We start from the raw sequence: 16,399 nt of genomic DNA on the forward strand, positions 1-16,399 counted from the left end.
AAAAAGCATAGCTATCAGCGCATTTCCTGTATGGTTTTCTGACTGTTTTATATTTAAATGTCAGTCAATACAAGTGCTGGAAGCTATCAATTAGATAGTACCTCCAGCGTCACGCCTCTGGCCATGAATACAAAGGCCGGGTTACCCCGGCCTTGTTGTGATGCACCTCGGCGCAATTAGTTCACTGCCATCAGCTTGAGCGCTGGCGCAGCGGGTGCAGCCGAGCCATTCCAGCGAGCCATCAACGACTGCCACTTGATGCGCGCGGCCGCCAGATGGTGCTCCTTCACATGGCCGTAGCCTCGAATGTCTTCGGGGATGGAGGCGATCTCCACGGCCAGCGCCAGCTTTTCGGCCGTCAGGCCCGTCAGCACGGTGTCGATGCACTGGCGGTATTCGACGATCAGGGCGCGCTCGGTGCGGCGTTCCTCGGTGCGGCCGAAGGGATCGAGCGCCGTGCCGCGCAGTCCCTTCATGCCGGCCAGCCAGCCCATGGCCTTGCGCATCCAGGGGCCATAGGACTTTTTGAGCAGATGACCCTGCTCGTCCTTCTTGGCAAAACCGGGGGGCGCCAGGTGATGCACGAGCTTGTAGTCGCCCTCGAACATGTCGCTGATCTTCTGGGTGAACGCCGCATCGGTGTGCAGACGCGCCACCTCGTACTCGTCCTTGTACGCCATCAGCTTGAACAGATAGCGCGCCACGGCCTGGGACAGGCGCGTGCCCTGGGCCAGCGACTCTTCCGCCGCGTGCACCTTGGCCACGAAGTCGCGGTACTGCTGGGCATAGGCCGCGTTCTGGTAGGCCGTGAGGAACTCCACACGCTTGTCCAGCATTTCCGCTAGCGACGGCTTCTTGACGAACTGGATCACCTGCGATGCCTGATACAGAGCGCGCACTGCCTCCAGATCGTGGGCGCAGCGGCGGCCCCATTCAAAGGCCTCCTGGTTGCGCGCCACCTGCACGCCGTTGAGCTCCATGGCGCGCATCAGCGAGGCATGGCTCAGCGGCACCTTGCCCTTTTGCCAGGCGTAGCCCAGCATCATGGGGTTGGCGTAGATGCTGTCGCCCAGCAAGGCCGTGGAAGCCTTCTCGGCGTCGAAGCTTCCCAGGGCGCCATGACCCACGGCCTCGGCCAGCGCCGTGGCGCAGCGTGCGGCAGGCGACTGCCAGTCGGGGTTGCCCACAAAGCTGGCCGTGGGCGCGGCGTGGCTGTTGAGCGCCACATAGGTGCGCCCCGGCTGCATCACCGACAAGGTGGTGGGCGTGGCCGCCACGATGGGGTCGCAGCCGATGACCAGATCGGCCTTGGCCATGTCCACCTTGGTGGTGTAGATGGCATCGGCGCGGTTGGCGATCTGGATATGGCTCCAGGTGGAGCCGCCTTTTTGCGCCAGACCGGCCGCATCCTGGGTGACCACGCCCTTGCCCTCCAGGTGCGCGGCCATGCCCAGCAGTGAGCCGATGGTGATCACGCCCGTGCCGCCGACACCGGCCACCACGATGCCCCAGGCCTGCTCGGCCACGGGCAGGACGGGCTCGGGAATAATGGGCAGGGCTTCCAGGCTGCCCTTCTTGTCCTGCTTGGGCTTCTTGAGCTGACCGCCCTCGACGGTGACGAAGCTGGGGCAAAAGCCCTTGACGCAGGAATAGTCCTTGTTGCAGCTGTTCTGGTTGATGCGGCGCTTGCGGCCGAACTCGGTCTCCACGGGCTCCACCGACAGGCAGTTGGACTGCACCGAGCAGTCGCCGCAGCCCTCGCAGACCAGCTCGTTGATGACCACGGTCTTGTCGGGCGTGGAAAGCAGGCCGCGTTTGCGGCGGCGGCGCTTTTCGGTGGCGCAGGTCTGGTCGTAGATGATGGCCGTGCAGCCCTTGAGCTCGCGAAACTGGCGCTGGATCGCGTCCAGCTCGTCGCGATGGTGCACGGTCACGCCCTCGCCCAGCTTCACGCCATCGTATTTCTCGGGCTCGTCGGTGACGATGACCAGTTTCTGCACGCCCTCGGAGAGCAGGCTGTTCATGATCTGCAGCACCGAATGGCCTTCGGGCCGCTCGCCCACGCGCTGGCCGCCCGTCATGGCCACGGCGTCGTTGTAGAGCACCTTGTAGGTGATGTTGGTGCCGGCCGCGATGCTCTGGCGAATGGCCAGCAGCCCGCTGTGGAAATAGGTGCCGTCGCCCAGATTGGCGAAGACATGGGCCTCTGTGGTGAAAGGCGCCTGGCCCACCCAGGTCACGCCCTCGCCGCCCATTTGCGTGAAGGTGCTGGTGCGGCGGTCGGGCATCCAGGTGGTCATGTAGTGGCAGCCGATGCCGGCCACGGCGCGCGAGCCTTCGGGCACGCGCGTCGAGGTGTTGTGCGGGCAGCCGCTGCAGAACCAGGGTGTGCGATCGCCCGTGGAGACCTCCTTGGCCGCCTTGATCGCCGCTTCGCGGGCGTCGAGCACGGCCAGACGCTGCTGCATGCGCGTTTGCACATGTTCGGGCACGCCCAGCTTCTTCAGGCGCTGGGCAATGGCGCGCGCAATGATGGCGGGGGTCAGATCGGCCGTGGGGCGCAGCAGCCAGTCGGTGCTGGGATTGGGCAGCGACCATTCGCCGCCATGCTCGTCGCTGAACTTGCCCACCACATTGGGGCGCACGTCGTCGCGCCAGTTGTAGAGCTCTTCCTTGATCTGGTATTCGATGACCTGGCGCTTTTCCTCGACCACCAGAATCTCCTGCAGGCCGCGCGCGAAATCGCGCGTGATGGTGGCCTCCAGCGGCCAGACCACATTCACCTTGTGCAGCCTGATGCCCAACTGGTGGCAGGTGTCCTCGTCCAGCCCCAGATCGGCCATGGCCTGGCGCGTGTCGTTATAGGCCTTGCCGCTGGCGATGATGCCGAAGCGGTCGCTCGGCCCTTCGATCACGTTGTGGTTGAGCTTGTTGGCGCGCACATAGGCCAGGGCCGCATACCACTTGTAGTTCATCAGCCGCGCTTCCTGCTCCAGCGGCGGATCGGGCCAGCGGATATGCAGGCCGCCGTCCGGCATCTGAAAGTCTTCGGGCAGGATGATGTTGACGCGATCCGGGTCCACCAGCACCGAGGAGGAGGACTCCACCACCTCCTGGATCGTCTTCATGCCCGACCACAGGCCCGAGAAACGGCTCATGGCAAAGGCATGCAGGCCCATGTCCAGGATGTCCTGCACATTGCTGGGAAAGAACACCGGCGTGCCGCAGGCCTTGAAGATGTGGTCGCTCTGGTGCGCGGCCGTGGAGGATTTGCTGATGTGGTCGTCGCCTGCGATCGCAATCACGCCGCCATGCTTGGCCGTGCCCGCCATATTGGCATGCTTGAACACGTCGGAGCAGCGGTCCACGCCCGGACCCTTGCCATACCAGATGCCGAAGACACCGTCGAACTTCTTGGTTTCGGGATAGAGATCGAGCTGCTGCGTGCCCCAGACGGCCGTGGCGCCCAGCTCTTCGTTCACGCCGGGCTGAAAGACGATGTGATTCGCCTCCATATGCTTTTTGGCGGCCCACAGCGACTGGTCGTAGGTGCCCAGGGGCGAGCCGCGATAGCCGCTGATGAAGCCCGCGGTATTGAGCCCGGCCTGCGCATCGCGCAGCCGCTGCAGCATGGGCAGGCGGACCAGGGCCTGCACGCCGCTCATAAAGGCGCGGCCGCGGGCCAGGGAATATTTGTCGTCCAGAGTCACAGACTCCAGGGCACGACGGACTTCATCGGGCAAAGGGGCATTCATGGCTTGTCTCCATGTGGGTGACCACCCGTGGCAGCTGTTGGCTACCAGAGCAGCATATTGCTTTGGGCATTCCTGCGCCAGAGGCATGGAACGCGAGTTGTTTGAGCAAAGTTTACGGAAAACACCCCGAATAGAGCTTTCTTTTTATTGCCGGGATTAACCTAGTTTTTGAAAGAATCTTGCTGTAAATTGCGAACCATGAACCAACTTGATCGCTTCGACTGGGCCATCCTGAATGAGCTGCAAATGGACGGCCGCCTCACCAATGCCGAGCTGGCCCAGCGCGTAGGCCTGTCCGCCGCGCCCTGCTGGCGGCGCGTGCGCGCGCTGGAGGAGTCGGGCTATATCACCGGCTACCACGCCACGCTGGACCGCCACAAGCTGGGCCTGGGCGTGCTGGCCTTTGTGCGCGTGGATGCCGCACAGAACACGGCCGACATCACGCTGCGCATGGAAGAAGCCATTCGCCTGCTGCCCGAGGTCACCTCCTGCCACTACATCAGCGGCGCGGGCACCTTCGAGCTGCAGGTCGTGGCCAGGGATCTGGAGAGCTTTTCCGGCTTTGTGCGCAATGTGCTGCTGCGCCTGCCCAACGTCAAAGACGTGCACACGATTTTCTCGCTGGGCGAAGTGAAGTCCAGCAGCGCGCTGCCGCTGCCCAGCACGCTGACGCATGCCTGAGCCTGGTCAGCACACTTCAAAAGTGAAGCGCCTACCGCTTGATTCATGGGAAATACCTGCCGTATTGGCATTGAAATCGATGACTGGCATGCGCTGCAAGCTCACTGATCAAGAGCACTCGTCACCACTGCGACAGGTGGCCGCCGCAGCTTGGTGCTGTGAGGAACTACGTATTTGTCAGCACAACTTTCCTGCTACAGAATCGTGCACCATGGCCCACGATGACTCCGCAGCACGCGCTTCCCAATATCCAATAATTTCAGACTCCGGCCAGGTCCCTGCAGGCAAGCTGCTGGAAGATCCCTCGGCCATGCATGACGGCGGCGCGCCGCCGGCCGCAGCCCCGGGCGTCTGGACACCGCTGGCCACGCCCACCTTCCGCATGCTGTGGATGATCTGGATGACGGCCAATATCTGCATGTGGATGAACGATGTGGCGGCCGCCTGGCTGATGACATCGCTGACCACCTCGCCCGTGCTGGTGGCGCTGGTGCAGTCGGCCTCCACCATGCCGGTCATGCTGCTGGCCCTGCCCAGCGGCGCGCTGGCCGACATCCTGGACCGGCGCCGCTATTTCATCGTCACCCAGTTCTGGGTGGCGGCCGTGGCCCTGCTGCTGTGCCTGGCCGTGCTCTCGGGCCAGCTGACGCCCTATCTGCTGCTGGCCCTGGTGTTTGCCAACGGCATCGGCCTGGCCATGCGCTGGCCGGTGTTCTCGGCGCTGATCCCCGAGCTGGTGCCCAAGCACCACCTGCCTTTTGCGATGGCCCTCAACGGCGTGGCCATGAATGCCTCGCGCATCATCGGCCCGCTGGTGGCAGGGGCCCTCATTGCCAGCCTGGGCAGCGCCTGGGTGTTCGTGCTCAACGCCGTGCTGTCCATCGTCTCGGGCTTTGTGCTGCTGCGCTGGAAGCGCCAGCAGCCCGCCAACCCGCTGGGCCGCGAGCGCCTGGGCTCGGCCATGCGGGTGGGCCTGCAGTTCATCCAGGAGTCGCCGCGCATGCATGCCGTGCTGCTGCGCACCGTCTGCTACTTTCTGCAGGCCGCCGCCATCATGGCGCTGCTGCCGCTGACGGCCCAGCGCCTGGACCACGGCACGGCCAGCAGCGGCAGTGCCGGCACCTTCACGCTGCTGCTGGCGTCCATGGGCGCGGGCGCCATCCTGGGCGCCATGCTTCTGCCGCGCATACGCCAGATGCTGTCGGGCGAGCGCACGGTGCTGGCCGGCGTGGCCGCGCAAAGCCTGGCCACGCTGACCGTGGCCTTCGCCCCCCATATCGCCGTGGCCGTGCCGGGCATGATGCTCTCGGGCCTGGCCCTGCTGGCCACGGCCAACACGCTGGGCGTGGCCGCGCAGATGGCCCTGCCCAACTGGGTGCGGGCACGCGGCATGTCCATCTACCAGATGTCCATCATGGGCAGCACGGCCATCGGCGCCGCCATCTGGGGCAAGATCGCCAGCCTGGGCACGGTGCAGATCAGCATGGCCGTGGCCGCCGTCAGCGGGCTGACGGCCCTGCTGATCGTGCAGCGCCTGAACCCGGACCGCGACATCGAGGAAGACCTCAGCCCTTCGCGCGCCTTCACGCCGCCGACGGCCGCGCTGCCGCCCGAGGCCGGCCGAGTGGTGGTGACCATCGAGTACCTGATCGATCCGGCCAGGGCCGGCGCCTTCCGCGACCTGATGCAGCTGAGCCGGCGCAGCCGCCTGCGCCAGGGCGCGCTGTCCTGGAGCCTGCTGCACAGCATGAGCCAGCCCGAGCGCTTCGTGGAGCAGATCACCGACGAGTCCTGGACCGAGCACCTGCGCCGCTTCGAGCGCGTGACGACCGCCGATGTGGCGCTGCGCGACCGCAAGCTGAGCTTTCACAAGGGCAAGGAGCCGCCCGTGGTGCAGCGTTACTTCACCGACGCTCTCTAAAAGAGAGCTGCTAGCGCTTTCAGTGCAATGATTTCAGATAGTTATCTATTGAAATTCGTTGACTGACAAGCGCTTGCAGCTCCTGTTTTTTCGCATCAGCGCAGATGCGGTGCCGATCCGGCCAATGCCTTGGGCCAGAAGGCCCAGAGCTTGAGCGGCTGCTTGATGCGGCCCGCCACATCGCCGGCCTCGGCCCCCCAGCCCATGAAATAGTCGGCGCGCACGGCGCCCAGAATGGCGCTGCCCGTATCCTGCGCAAACACCAGGCGGTTGAGCGATACCGTGGGGCCTGGCGTGGACAGCCAGACCGGCGTGCCGTAGGGGATGCTGTTGCGGTCCACGGCAATGGAGCGGCCCGGCGTCAGCGCCACGCCCTGCGCACCCTTGGGGCCGAACTGGGCATCGAAGTCATTGAGCGCCTCCTCGCGGAAGAACACATAGCGCGGATTGCTCCACAGCATCTCGTTGACACGCGAGGGATTGGCGGCAATCCAGGCGCTGATGCCGGGCCAGGTGGCATCGCGCACCAGGTTCTGGTCGAGCAGCCAGCGGCCCACGCTCTTGTAGGGCTGATCGTTGGTGCCGGCATAGGCCACGCGGATCATGCGCTGGCGACCGTCGGCCTCGGTCAGCATCAGCCGGCCCGAGCCCTGGATATGCAGCACCAGCATGTCCACCGGGTCGCGCAGCCAGGCAATGGCACGGCCGGCCAGGGCGGCCTGCGCTTCGGAGTTGGTGTCGATCTGCTGGCGCGTGAACCAGGGCTTGCGCTTGCCAAAGCCCTGCGGGACCTGATAGATGGGCACATTGAAGCCGTTGCCCTGCACACGGCGCGCCTCGTACAGGGGCTCGTAGTAGGCGGTCAGCATGCCGTCGGGGCTGCCCGTGGTCGCTTCGATGCGATAGGGCTGCAGCGTGTTCATCATCCAGCTGCGCTGCTCGTCTTCCGAGGCAATGCTCAGGCGGCGCACCTCTCCGCACAGATTGGCAAACACGGTGCTGGGACGCTCGCAGTTCTTGATCCAGGCATTCCAGGCCTCGTTCAGAGAATCCTGGGGCACGCCCGGCAGCTCGCCCCAGTCCACCGCCACCCAGCGGCTTTTTGTCGGTACATTGGCGGTGAACGGCGGCTTGGCTGCGGAAGCCGGCCCGCCATGCGGAGCCATCTCGGGCACCGGTGCCGGGTCGTTTTGTTGCTTGGTGGTGGTGCAGGCCACCAGGGTTCCTACAATCAGCGCCAGTGAAAAACGGCGCAGGAGATGGAAATTCATGGGTCTGATTTTGCTTGAAGCACTGCTGGCATTGGCCATTTTGGTCGCTATTGTGTGGTGGACCATGTTCTCGGGTCGAAAAAAGGGTGAGTTGCCGGCCCCGGTAGAGCCGGCACCGCACAAAGAAGTGCTTGCAGACCCCGAACAAGATCGCTCTAATCGAGCTTAGCCCATGGCGCTGCAGCCACTGCAGCGCGGGCTGGATGTGACAATCTTTTGCATCAGAAACCGCTCGCTGGCCCGCGTCCTACTTTTTTTGCCTTCTCTTGGAAGTACGCTCGTGGCCTTGCAGCTTTTACGCGAAGCTGGTTTGCAAGACCCTCCGGGTCGTTTATCAAACTAAGGAGTTTTCTATGCGCAAGCAAATGGCTGTGACGGCCGCTCTGGCCTCTGCATTGTTGATCACCGGCTGTGCCAATACCGGCGGCATGTCGGACACCACGCGTCGCACCGCCACCGGCGCAGGCGTGGGCGCGCTGGGCGGCGCTGCCATCGGTGCACTGACCGGCCACAACGCCGGCACGGGCGCCCTGATCGGCGCTGGCGTAGGTGCACTGGGCACCTATATCTGGTCGCAAAACCTCGAGAAGCAAAAGCGTGAAATGGAAGCCGCGACCCAAGGCACAGGCGTGGGCGTGACACAGACCGCGGACAACCAGCTCAAGCTGGACATCCCCAGCGATATTTCCTTTGACACCGGCCGCGCCGACATCAAGGGCAACTTCGCCCCCATCCTCGATCGCTTTGCCGAAGGTCTGCGCAACAACCCCAACGCAGAAGTGCGCATCATCGGTCACACCGACAGCACAGGCTCCGATGCCATCAACAACCCTCTGTCGCTGCAGCGTGCCGAGAGCACCCGCAACTATCTGACATCGCGCGGCGTCAACGGTGCCCGCATCCAGGTGCAGGGCATGGGCTCGCACCAGCCCGTGGCCTCCAATGCCACCAACGAAGGCCGTGCGCGCAATCGCCGCGTGGAAATCTTCGTGGGTGAGCGCGCTCCTCAGTAAGACAGGCAGCAGCCAGAAAAAAGCCCCGCAAAGCGGGGCTTTTTTCATGTCGCGCAGGCTTGCTCTCAGGCGTTGCGCAGCAGATTGGCCAGCTCGACGGCCGACTTGACCTGCATCTTGTCGAAGACACGCGCCCGGTGCACTTCCACGGTGCGCACGCTGATATCGAGCTGATCGGCAATCAACTTGTTCGGTACGCCCTCGACCACCAGCTTCATCACGTCTTTTTCCCGATCGGTCAGCTCGTCCAAGCGGCTGCGCACCTGTTCGCGCGCCTGCAAGGCGGCCAGATGCTCGGCAGACAGCGCCAGAGCCTGCTCCACCCGGTCCACCAGCGCGTTGTCGGAAAACGGTTTCTCGCAAAAATCGAAGGCACCGCGCTTGACCGTATCCACGGCCGTCGGAACATCGGCATGTCCGGTCAGAAAGATCACGGGCATGGCCTCGATCTGGCCGCGCTCCAGCATGCGGTTGAACAGCGACAGGCCGCTCATGCCCGTCATGCGCATGTCGAGCAGCAGGCAGCAGGGCCGGCGCGTCACGGGGCTGGTCTGCAGCACGGCCTGCTCGAATTCTTCGGCGTTGCGATAGCACTCGCTCAGCAATCGGCGCGAACGCAGCAGCCATGCCAATGCCTCTCGGACATCGGCATCGTCGTCCACAACGTAGACGGTAGCGTCGGTTACAGGTTCCATGAAGCCTAGTTCTCTCTGGGTTCCCTGTGGGCCGGAAGCGTGAAGACAAACTCCGTGCCCTGCGGGAGGTGCGGGCGGTAATCAAGGTGACCACCATGTTGCTCCACCACCGTGCGGCACAGGCTCAGGCCCAGGCCCATGCCTTCGGTGCGCGTGGTGAAGAAGGGGGTGAACAGCTGCTCGGCGACTTCCGCAGAAATGCCGGCGCCGCAGTCCATGATGGAAAATTCTACCCAACGCGCGTTATTACCGTCAGAACTGCGCCTGACAGCCACGGTCAACACCCTCTCCTTGAGCTCGGGCAGGTCCATGGCCTGCATGCCGTTGCGCGCCAGATTGAGCAGAACCTGCTCGACCATGGTGACATCGCACAGCACCCACGGCAGATCGGGCTCCAGCTCCAGCTGCACATGTGCATTGAGCTTGTGCGCCTGCAGATAGACCAGAGGCATGACGGCATCGATCAGCTCCACGGGCTGCACCGCCTCTCTGGACTTGTCGCGCCGGCGCACGAAATCGCGCACGCTCTTGATGACCTTGCCCGCGCGCTCGGCCTGAAAATTGATGCGCCCCAGAGCCATGCGCAAGTCCTTGAGATACGGGGCCTGAGGGTCAGCCGGCTCATGCTCCAGCAGATTGAGCGAGCCCGTGGCATAGCTGGAAATGGCGGCCAGCGGCTGTGTCAGCTCATGGCTGAGCATGGAGGCCATCTCGCCCACGGTCGCCAGGCGTGCCGTGGCCTGCAGGCGCTCATGGGAGGCACGCGACATCTCCTCCATGCGGCGCTGCTCGCTGATGTCGATGAAGGCGCTCATCCAGCCCGTGTGCTGGCCCTGGGCGGTGATCAGCGGTGCCTCGAAAATCAGCACCGGAAAGCGCGAGCCGTCCTTGCGCATGAACACGCTCTCGTGGCCCTGGCGCGGTGTGGGCAGCAAGCCGGCAAGGCGCTGATCGCGCCGGCTCACATATTCCTGGGCCAGCTCGGGCGGCCAGTAAGGCGCCACATTGAGGCCCAGCAGCTCCTGCGCACTGAAGCCCACCATGTTGCAAAAGGCCGGGTTCACATAGGTGATGCGGCCCTGGAGATCACGTGCACGCATGCCCGTGACCAGGGAGTCTTCCATGGCCTTGCGAAAGGCCAGCGCATCGCCCAGATCGCGCTCCGCTCGCAGGCGGCGACGGTTGTCGCGCACCAGCACCACCACCACGGTCACCAGCGCGATCGACATGCCAGTCACCAGCGCCGTCATCACATTCGGAAAGACGCTGGGCGCGTGATGCCAGCTGTCCATGCGCAGCACCAGGGTGTTGCCGGGCAAATCCAGCAGCTGCTGGGCCGTGAACATGCGCGAGCCGCGCCAGGCGGCCCCCACCATGGCCAGACGCGTGCCGTCCGGCTCGGTGAACGAAACCTCCTGGGTGCGCGGCAGCGACTTGCCCACCTGGGCCATGAGAATGCCTTGCAGGCTGTAGGTGCCCAGCACATAGCCCACCACATGGCCGTTCTCCGTCAGCGGCATGCAGACCTGCATGGTCTCCGTGCCCAGGCCCTCGCCCAGCAGCTGGAAGCGGCTGGGCGAGTAGGATGGCCCGTTGACGCGTCTGGCCTGGGTACAGGTCAGTGCCTCGCCCGAATGCAGCTCTGGCAAATGGCTTTCGTCTTCGACCAGCAGGGTGCGATAAGGCGTCTCTGCATGCTCGATGAGGCGCATGTTTTCGCCCCGCCACTCGATGCGCATCAGGTCACGGCGCTGCTGCAGCAGCTCGGTAGCATGCTCACGCCAGGTCGAATGCTTGCCGCTGTAGGCGCTCAGCGCCAGCAGGTCCTGCAGATTGCGCCCCAGCGCTGCACGGATATCGCCAACGGCATTGGCGGTATCGCGCTCCAGCTTTTCCTGCACCTGCGATGCTTCATAGCGCCCGGCCAGCCAGACCATGGTGACCAGCATGCTGACCACCAGTGCCACCAGCAAGGTCCATAGCGACCAGCGCTTCCAGGCCATGCGCCAGCGCCGCCAGGGCCAATGGGCAGGATGGTCCTCGGGCAGCTCGTCAAGAGCGGTATTCAGCGGATCAGTCACAGCACACGATGGCTCAAGGCCGGCAATTGCTGGCGCACTTGCAGCAAGCGGTCACGATTGAGCTCTCCCGCCACCACGCCGGCGCCGCTGGCCTGCAGGCCCTGCACCTCGCCCCAGGGATCGATCAGCAGACTGTGGCCCCAGGTGCGACGACCGTTTTCATGCACGCCGCCCTGGCCCGGTGCCAGCACATAGGCCAGGTTCTCTATCGCCCGCGCCCGCAGCAACACCTCCCAGTGCGCCTGGCCCGTGGTGTAGGTGAAGGCACTTGGCACCAGTAGCAGATCGGCCCCCTGTGCGCTGAGCGCGCGGTACAGCTCGGGAAAGCGAAGGTCATAACAGACACTCAGGCCCAGGCGCCAGCTCACGCCATCTCTGGCCTGTATGTCGCAGACCACGGGCTGGCTGCCCGCCTGCACCACGGCGGCCTCGGTATAGCTCTCGCGCCCGTTGTCGAACTGAAACAGGTGGATCTTGTCGTAGCGGGCCACGCATTCGCCCTCGGGTGAATAGACCAGACTGGTGTTGAGCACGTGGCTGTCGTCAGCGGCCTGCAGCGGCAGCGTGCCGGCCACCACCCACAGCTGCAGCTGCCTGGCGGCAGCGGCCATGAAGTCCTGGATCGGCCCCTGGCCAAAAACCTCACGGTAGGCCAGCTTGTCGGTGTCCCTGGCACCCATGGCACAGAAATACTCGGGCAGCACCACCAGCTCCGCGCCCAGGGCGGCGGCCTGCTGCATCAGGCTGCGCGCCTTGGCCAGATTGGCGGCGACATCCTGACCCGAGACCATTTGTAGAGCGGCAATCTTCATGGCTTCTCCTGTGAGCCTGGAGCGGCAGCGGGCTGCTTTCCGACGCCGTCGGCACCGGCCTTGGGCACGCTGCGCCTGGGCAGCTCGGTCACCTGCGGGTCTTCCCAGCTGCCGTGGATATGGAACTCCTTGGTCGTGGCCGCAATCAGCGGGCCACGCAAAATCATCTGGGCCAGAAAGCTGCTCAGCCCCACCACGGGGTTGATGGCCGTCGCAACCAGGGAGGCGGACAGGGCGTTGATCTCCGGCACCACCACCACATGCAGGTCCTGAGTTTCCTTGTCGATATCGGCAAAGCCCTCCATCAGCACGGCCGCGTTCACGCCCTTCATCTGCATGTTATTCGTCTTGGCTATGCCGCGCTCTATGGTGACATCGCCGCGCATGAAGTCGAACGAGAAGCCGTTGCGGAACACGTCGCGGAAGTCCAGCGTCAGCCGCCTGGGCAAGGACTGCAGGCTGAGCACGCCCAGCAGCTTGGCCAGTCCCGGATCGGCCTTGAGGAACTGGCCTTTTTGCACCTCCAGATGCACGGCGCCGGACATGGTCTTGAACTCCGGCGTCACGGGCGCTCCTGTCCAGCTGATTTCACCCTGCAGCTGACCCTGTCCATTGGCAACCACGCCAGGCATGTCAAAGCGATTGAGCAGCTTGCCCACATCGCGCAGGTTGAGCTGGAACTGCAGCTGGGTCTGACCCGGGTGCTTTTTGTCACTGGAGCGCAGTCCCCAGGAACCCTGGGCCGTCAACGTCGCCTCGGGCGTGCTGATATTGAAGCGCGACAGCTGCCATTCGCGCTGCCCCGCGCCGGCGGACAGCCCTTGATTGCGCGCCACCACATCCAGCTTGCCCAGCGAACGCTTGCCCAGCTGAAAGTCGTCCACACTGACCTGCAAGGCCGGTAACTCGCGCACATTGCCGGTCTGTTCCGCAGCAGCATCCAGCCCTTCGTCCGGGCCGTCGGGAATGCTCAGACGCGAGAGCTTGGCGATGACAAGGCCGCCCGGCTCCTGCGCAGATGACTCGCGATACTCCACACGCCCCGCCAGCTCGCGTGACTGGATCTGGTTGGTCCAGACCTTGTTGGCATGGCTGAGCTGCAGGGACACATCATTGAGCGAGCGGCCATGGAGCTTGACCTCGCGCGCCTTGAGCGTCAACTGCTGCGGCACAAACTGGCGCCAGCTCTCTTCCTCGGTACCGGGACCATCGGCAGCGCCCCCTGTGCCATCGGGCCACAAACGACTCCAGGCATCCAGATCAAGCACCGGCAGCTGCACCCTGGCCTGCAGGCCCGCAGGCGGCAAAGCGGCTTCCGCCTTGCCCGCCTCCACCAGCTCCAGGCTGCCGCGTGTGATGCGAGCCTGCGCCCCACTGATATCGCGCTCCAGCAAGGCTGCGGCCTGATTGCCCCATTGCACGCTGAACTGATCGGTCAGCGGCTTGGCCACGGCTGGCACTGTGCGGTTGACACGCAAGGCCAGGGAGCTGTCGGCCGCCTTGCCCAAGGGAGCTGGCAACATGACCGCCATGCCCTGCAGGTCGGACTGCAGACTGATTTCTGGCACGCTGTGCAGCACCTTGATCTGCAAGCCATAACGGGCCTGGCCTTGCAGATGCTTGCCCAGGGCTGCCAGTTCGCTCATCTCCTTGGCATCTCGCAGGCCCTGGGCGGTGGCAATACCGTCCACACGCACTTGCACCGGAGCCGTGGCGGCATCGGCGCCAGGCTTCATGCCGCCCTCTATGCGCACATCACCGCCCAGCGCTTTGGCCTGCACACCCGAGAGCTGAAAGCCGGTCTCCGAAAACTGCACATTGCCGCGCAACTGGCTGAGCGCGGGCACCTCGGGCATCAGCTGCAGCGTATTGCCCGCCAGCGCCACTTCACCCTGTACCTTGCTGCGCTCCATATGCATCGTGGGCAGATTCAGCCTGAGGCTGAGCCTGGCATTGCCCGTGGCCTTGCTGCTATCGAGCACATGGGCAGTCAGCGCAGACAGGGCAGAGCCTTGAACCAGGTTCAGCATATCGCCCAGGGCGCCATGAGCCTTGGCGTTGACCTCCACCTCGGTCAGGTTCCAGTCGGCCACTCCGGCCTGTGCTTCATCAACCACGATGGCGGTATGCCCCAGAAAGCCCTTGGCCTTGCGCACCTGCATGGAGTTGCGCTCGAACACCAGCTCGCCCGACAGCCGGGTCAGCGGCGGCCAGGGCTTTTCGCCGGGCCCGAGCAGATAGCCAGGCACGAACTGGTAGTTCACGCCCTGCACCTGGGCGCTGATGTGGAACTCGCCCTTGCCCGGCTTTTCAAACGGCACATGCTCGAGCTCGCCCTTGACGCGGAAGTTCACCGCGCTGGCCTGACCCGTGGTGATGGCCTCGCGCACATAGCGCAGCGCATCGCTGCCCAGGTCCTGGGGCAGATAGCGGTAAATGCGCTCCCCCTTGGCGCGGCTGAGCTGCCCCTGCAGATCCAGCAGCCCCGGAAAGCGCGGCTGCTCCTTGGTCCCTGCACCGGACTGCCAGCTGGCCTGTGCCTGGCCAGCCGTGTCCTCATTGGCGAAACGCAGCCGGGGCACCTGCACCTTGATGGACTGGCCCTTGTCCAGCAGTTGCCAACGCACCAGGCTGTCGAACTGGTCGAACGGGATGTCGGGGTCTTCAAACACGCCGGGAAAGCTCAGCATGGCCTGATTGGCGGCCGGCGCCTTGGTCAGCGTGGCCTCGCCGCTGTCCTGGTCCAGGCTGAACTTGCCGCTCAAGCCACGCACGCCTGGAATGCCTATGCTGTGGGGGCCCTCCTGCGAAGCCTGGGAGCGCAATCCCAGCTGCTCGAACCGCCCCGAAGCCTTGTACTGCGCCAGCTGCTGCAGAGGTCCGCGCCACGACAGCTTGAGATCACTCAGCTGTCCCGCCGGCGCAAGCGCTTTGAGCTGGGTCTGCACGGACTGCGGCAGGGGCAGACGCTGCAGCACCTGCGCCGCAATGGCCAGGTCGATGCCATCGGCCTGAACATCGCCATGCTCGCCCTGGCTGCCCTGCTCGGAAGCGCCGGTCGGCACATAGCGCAGGCTGAAATCGCCTCTGGGCCAGTTCAGGCCGTCATCGGCCGTGAACTGCAATCCCTGGACGGAAAACTGGTAACCGTTCTGGTTCTTGGCCCGCAGGCGCCCCCGCAAGGCCTGCAGGGCCAGGGGCTCAGGTCTGTCCCGCCATTGAAGTTGCAGCGCCTGTACCGCGACATCGGCCACCCCCCCCACGGGCTGGCCGTGCTCCACATCCAGCCAGGCCCTGACCGAGCCCTTGCCCTGCTGCAGCTTCCAGTCCTGCGGACCCAGATACTGGCCCAGATGGGACAGGTCGATATGCGTGAAGTCCAGATAGGCCTGTCCGCTCCAGCGCTCCAGACGCCCTTCATGCACCGACAGCAACGGCTCCTTGAAGTTGCCCATGACCGTAAAGCGCTGGCCCCAGGCCTGCGGCGGCGTGGCATCCAGCCGCAGGGAGTGATGCCAGCGCTTGTTGCGCAGCACCAGATCCACATCCTGCAGTTGCAAGGGCGCGGCATTGCGCAGCTCGTCCACCCACTGCAGCTTGCCGCTGCGGATGGCGATTTCGGGCTGGGAGAAGATCCAGTCGGAGTCGCCCCCCTGCCCCGGATCGGATGACACGGCAATGCCGGCCACAAAGATCTGGCCGTCGGCATCGCGGCGCACCGTCAGATCCGGCCCTTCCAGATATATCTGCTCGACGCCCAGGGTCATCAGCGAATGGGCGGAGACCGCCACCACCACCTTGGGCAGCAGCAAGGCCTCACTCTTGTTCGCAGGGTCATGCAGGACCACGTCGCCCAGCTCGAAAGTCGGCACCAGACCCGATCGGTACGCATGCAGCCGGCCAATGGAAACCGGTACACCCAGGGTGCGTGAGGCCAGGGATTCCAGCTCGGGGCGCCACTGTTCGATTCGCGGCACAATCCAGAAATGGAGCACCCCCCACACGGTGGCCAGCAGCAGCCACAGGCCAAGGACCAGTCCGAGAGACCACCGTGCCAAGCTGGCCAGCCTATGAATTTGGCGAGTTGGGAGTGGTTTCGGTTCGATCATCGGTGGCCTAGCAATGGCAGGAATTATGACCGGCGCCCCGTGCGCGTTTCGGTAACCACAC

Annotated in this window: 10 protein-coding genes; 4 read left to right on the plus strand and 6 right to left on the minus strand. The window is 64.5% G+C overall.

Annotation, left to right across the window (positions count from 1 at the left end; all coding sequences use genetic code 11):
• Positions 1–176: 176 nt before the first annotated feature.
• Positions 177–3,755, minus strand: a complete 3,579-nt coding sequence (locus P353_RS22795; protein ID WP_034374825.1) for an indolepyruvate ferredoxin oxidoreductase family protein — start codon at positions 3,753–3,755, stop codon at positions 177–179.
• Positions 3,756–3,953: 198 nt separating this feature from the next.
• Here P353_RS22795 and P353_RS22800 point away from each other — a divergent pair, with 198 nt between their 5' ends.
• Together P353_RS22800 and P353_RS22805 are read left to right on the plus strand one after the other, a co-directional pair.
• Positions 3,954–4,436, plus strand: a complete 483-nt coding sequence (locus tag P353_RS22800) for an Lrp/AsnC family transcriptional regulator (RefSeq protein WP_003060152.1) — start codon at positions 3,954–3,956, stop codon at positions 4,434–4,436.
• A gap of 211 nt (positions 4,437–4,647) precedes the next feature.
• Positions 4,648–6,357 carry an MFS transporter gene (locus P353_RS22805; RefSeq protein ID WP_034374827.1) on the plus strand — a complete coding sequence of 570 codons (1,710 nt, stop codon included), beginning with the start codon at positions 4,648–4,650 and terminating at the stop codon, positions 6,355–6,357.
• A 95-nt stretch (positions 6,358–6,452) separates the two neighbouring features.
• On the opposite strand, the gene P353_RS22810 is transcribed toward P353_RS22805, so the two are convergent.
• Positions 6,453–7,628 carry a murein transglycosylase A gene (locus P353_RS22810; protein WP_034374829.1) on the minus strand — a complete coding sequence of 392 codons (1,176 nt, stop codon included), beginning with the start codon at positions 7,626–7,628 and terminating at the stop codon, positions 6,453–6,455.
• Between P353_RS22810 and P353_RS29675 the strand changes: the two genes are divergently transcribed.
• Both P353_RS29675 and P353_RS22815 read left to right on the plus strand, forming a co-directional pair.
• Positions 7,627–7,797 (plus strand): hypothetical protein, encoded by a 171-nt coding sequence (locus P353_RS29675; protein WP_003072234.1) that lies wholly within the window; start codon positions 7,627–7,629, stop codon positions 7,795–7,797. The genes P353_RS22810 and P353_RS29675 overlap by 2 nt on opposite strands.
• A gap of 184 nt (positions 7,798–7,981) precedes the next feature.
• Positions 7,982–8,641 (plus strand): OmpA family protein, encoded by a 660-nt coding sequence (locus tag P353_RS22815; protein WP_034374831.1) that lies wholly within the window; start codon positions 7,982–7,984, stop codon positions 8,639–8,641.
• A gap of 65 nt (positions 8,642–8,706) precedes the next feature.
• On the opposite strand, the gene P353_RS22820 is transcribed toward P353_RS22815, so the two are convergent.
• Genes P353_RS22820 through P353_RS22835 form a run of 4 tightly spaced genes read right to left on the minus strand, consistent with a single transcriptional unit; the run spans position 8,707 to position 16,287 of the window.
• On the minus strand, positions 8,707–9,336 hold the full coding sequence (locus P353_RS22820) for a response regulator transcription factor (RefSeq protein ID WP_034374833.1): 630 nt from the start codon (positions 9,334–9,336) through the stop codon (positions 8,707–8,709).
• Between the two features lie 5 nt (positions 9,337–9,341).
• Positions 9,342–11,417: a two-component system sensor histidine kinase NtrB gene (locus tag P353_RS22825; protein ID WP_034374835.1), complete on the minus strand. Its 2,076-nt coding sequence runs from the start codon at positions 11,415–11,417 to the stop codon at positions 9,342–9,344.
• Positions 11,414–12,229, minus strand: a complete 816-nt coding sequence (locus P353_RS22830) for a carbon-nitrogen hydrolase family protein (protein ID WP_034374837.1) — start codon at positions 12,227–12,229, stop codon at positions 11,414–11,416. The genes P353_RS22825 and P353_RS22830 overlap by 4 nt, the downstream gene beginning before the upstream one ends.
• Positions 12,226–16,287, minus strand: a complete 4,062-nt coding sequence (locus P353_RS22835; protein WP_052084982.1) for a YhdP family protein — start codon at positions 16,285–16,287, stop codon at positions 12,226–12,228. The genes P353_RS22830 and P353_RS22835 overlap by 4 nt, the downstream gene beginning before the upstream one ends.
• Between the last annotated feature and the right edge of the window lie 112 nt (positions 16,288–16,399).

The organism is Comamonas testosteroni (assembly GCF_000761245.1).
In the GTDB taxonomy this organism is placed as follows: Bacteria; Pseudomonadota; Gammaproteobacteria; order Burkholderiales; family Burkholderiaceae_C; genus Comamonas; species Comamonas testosteroni_C.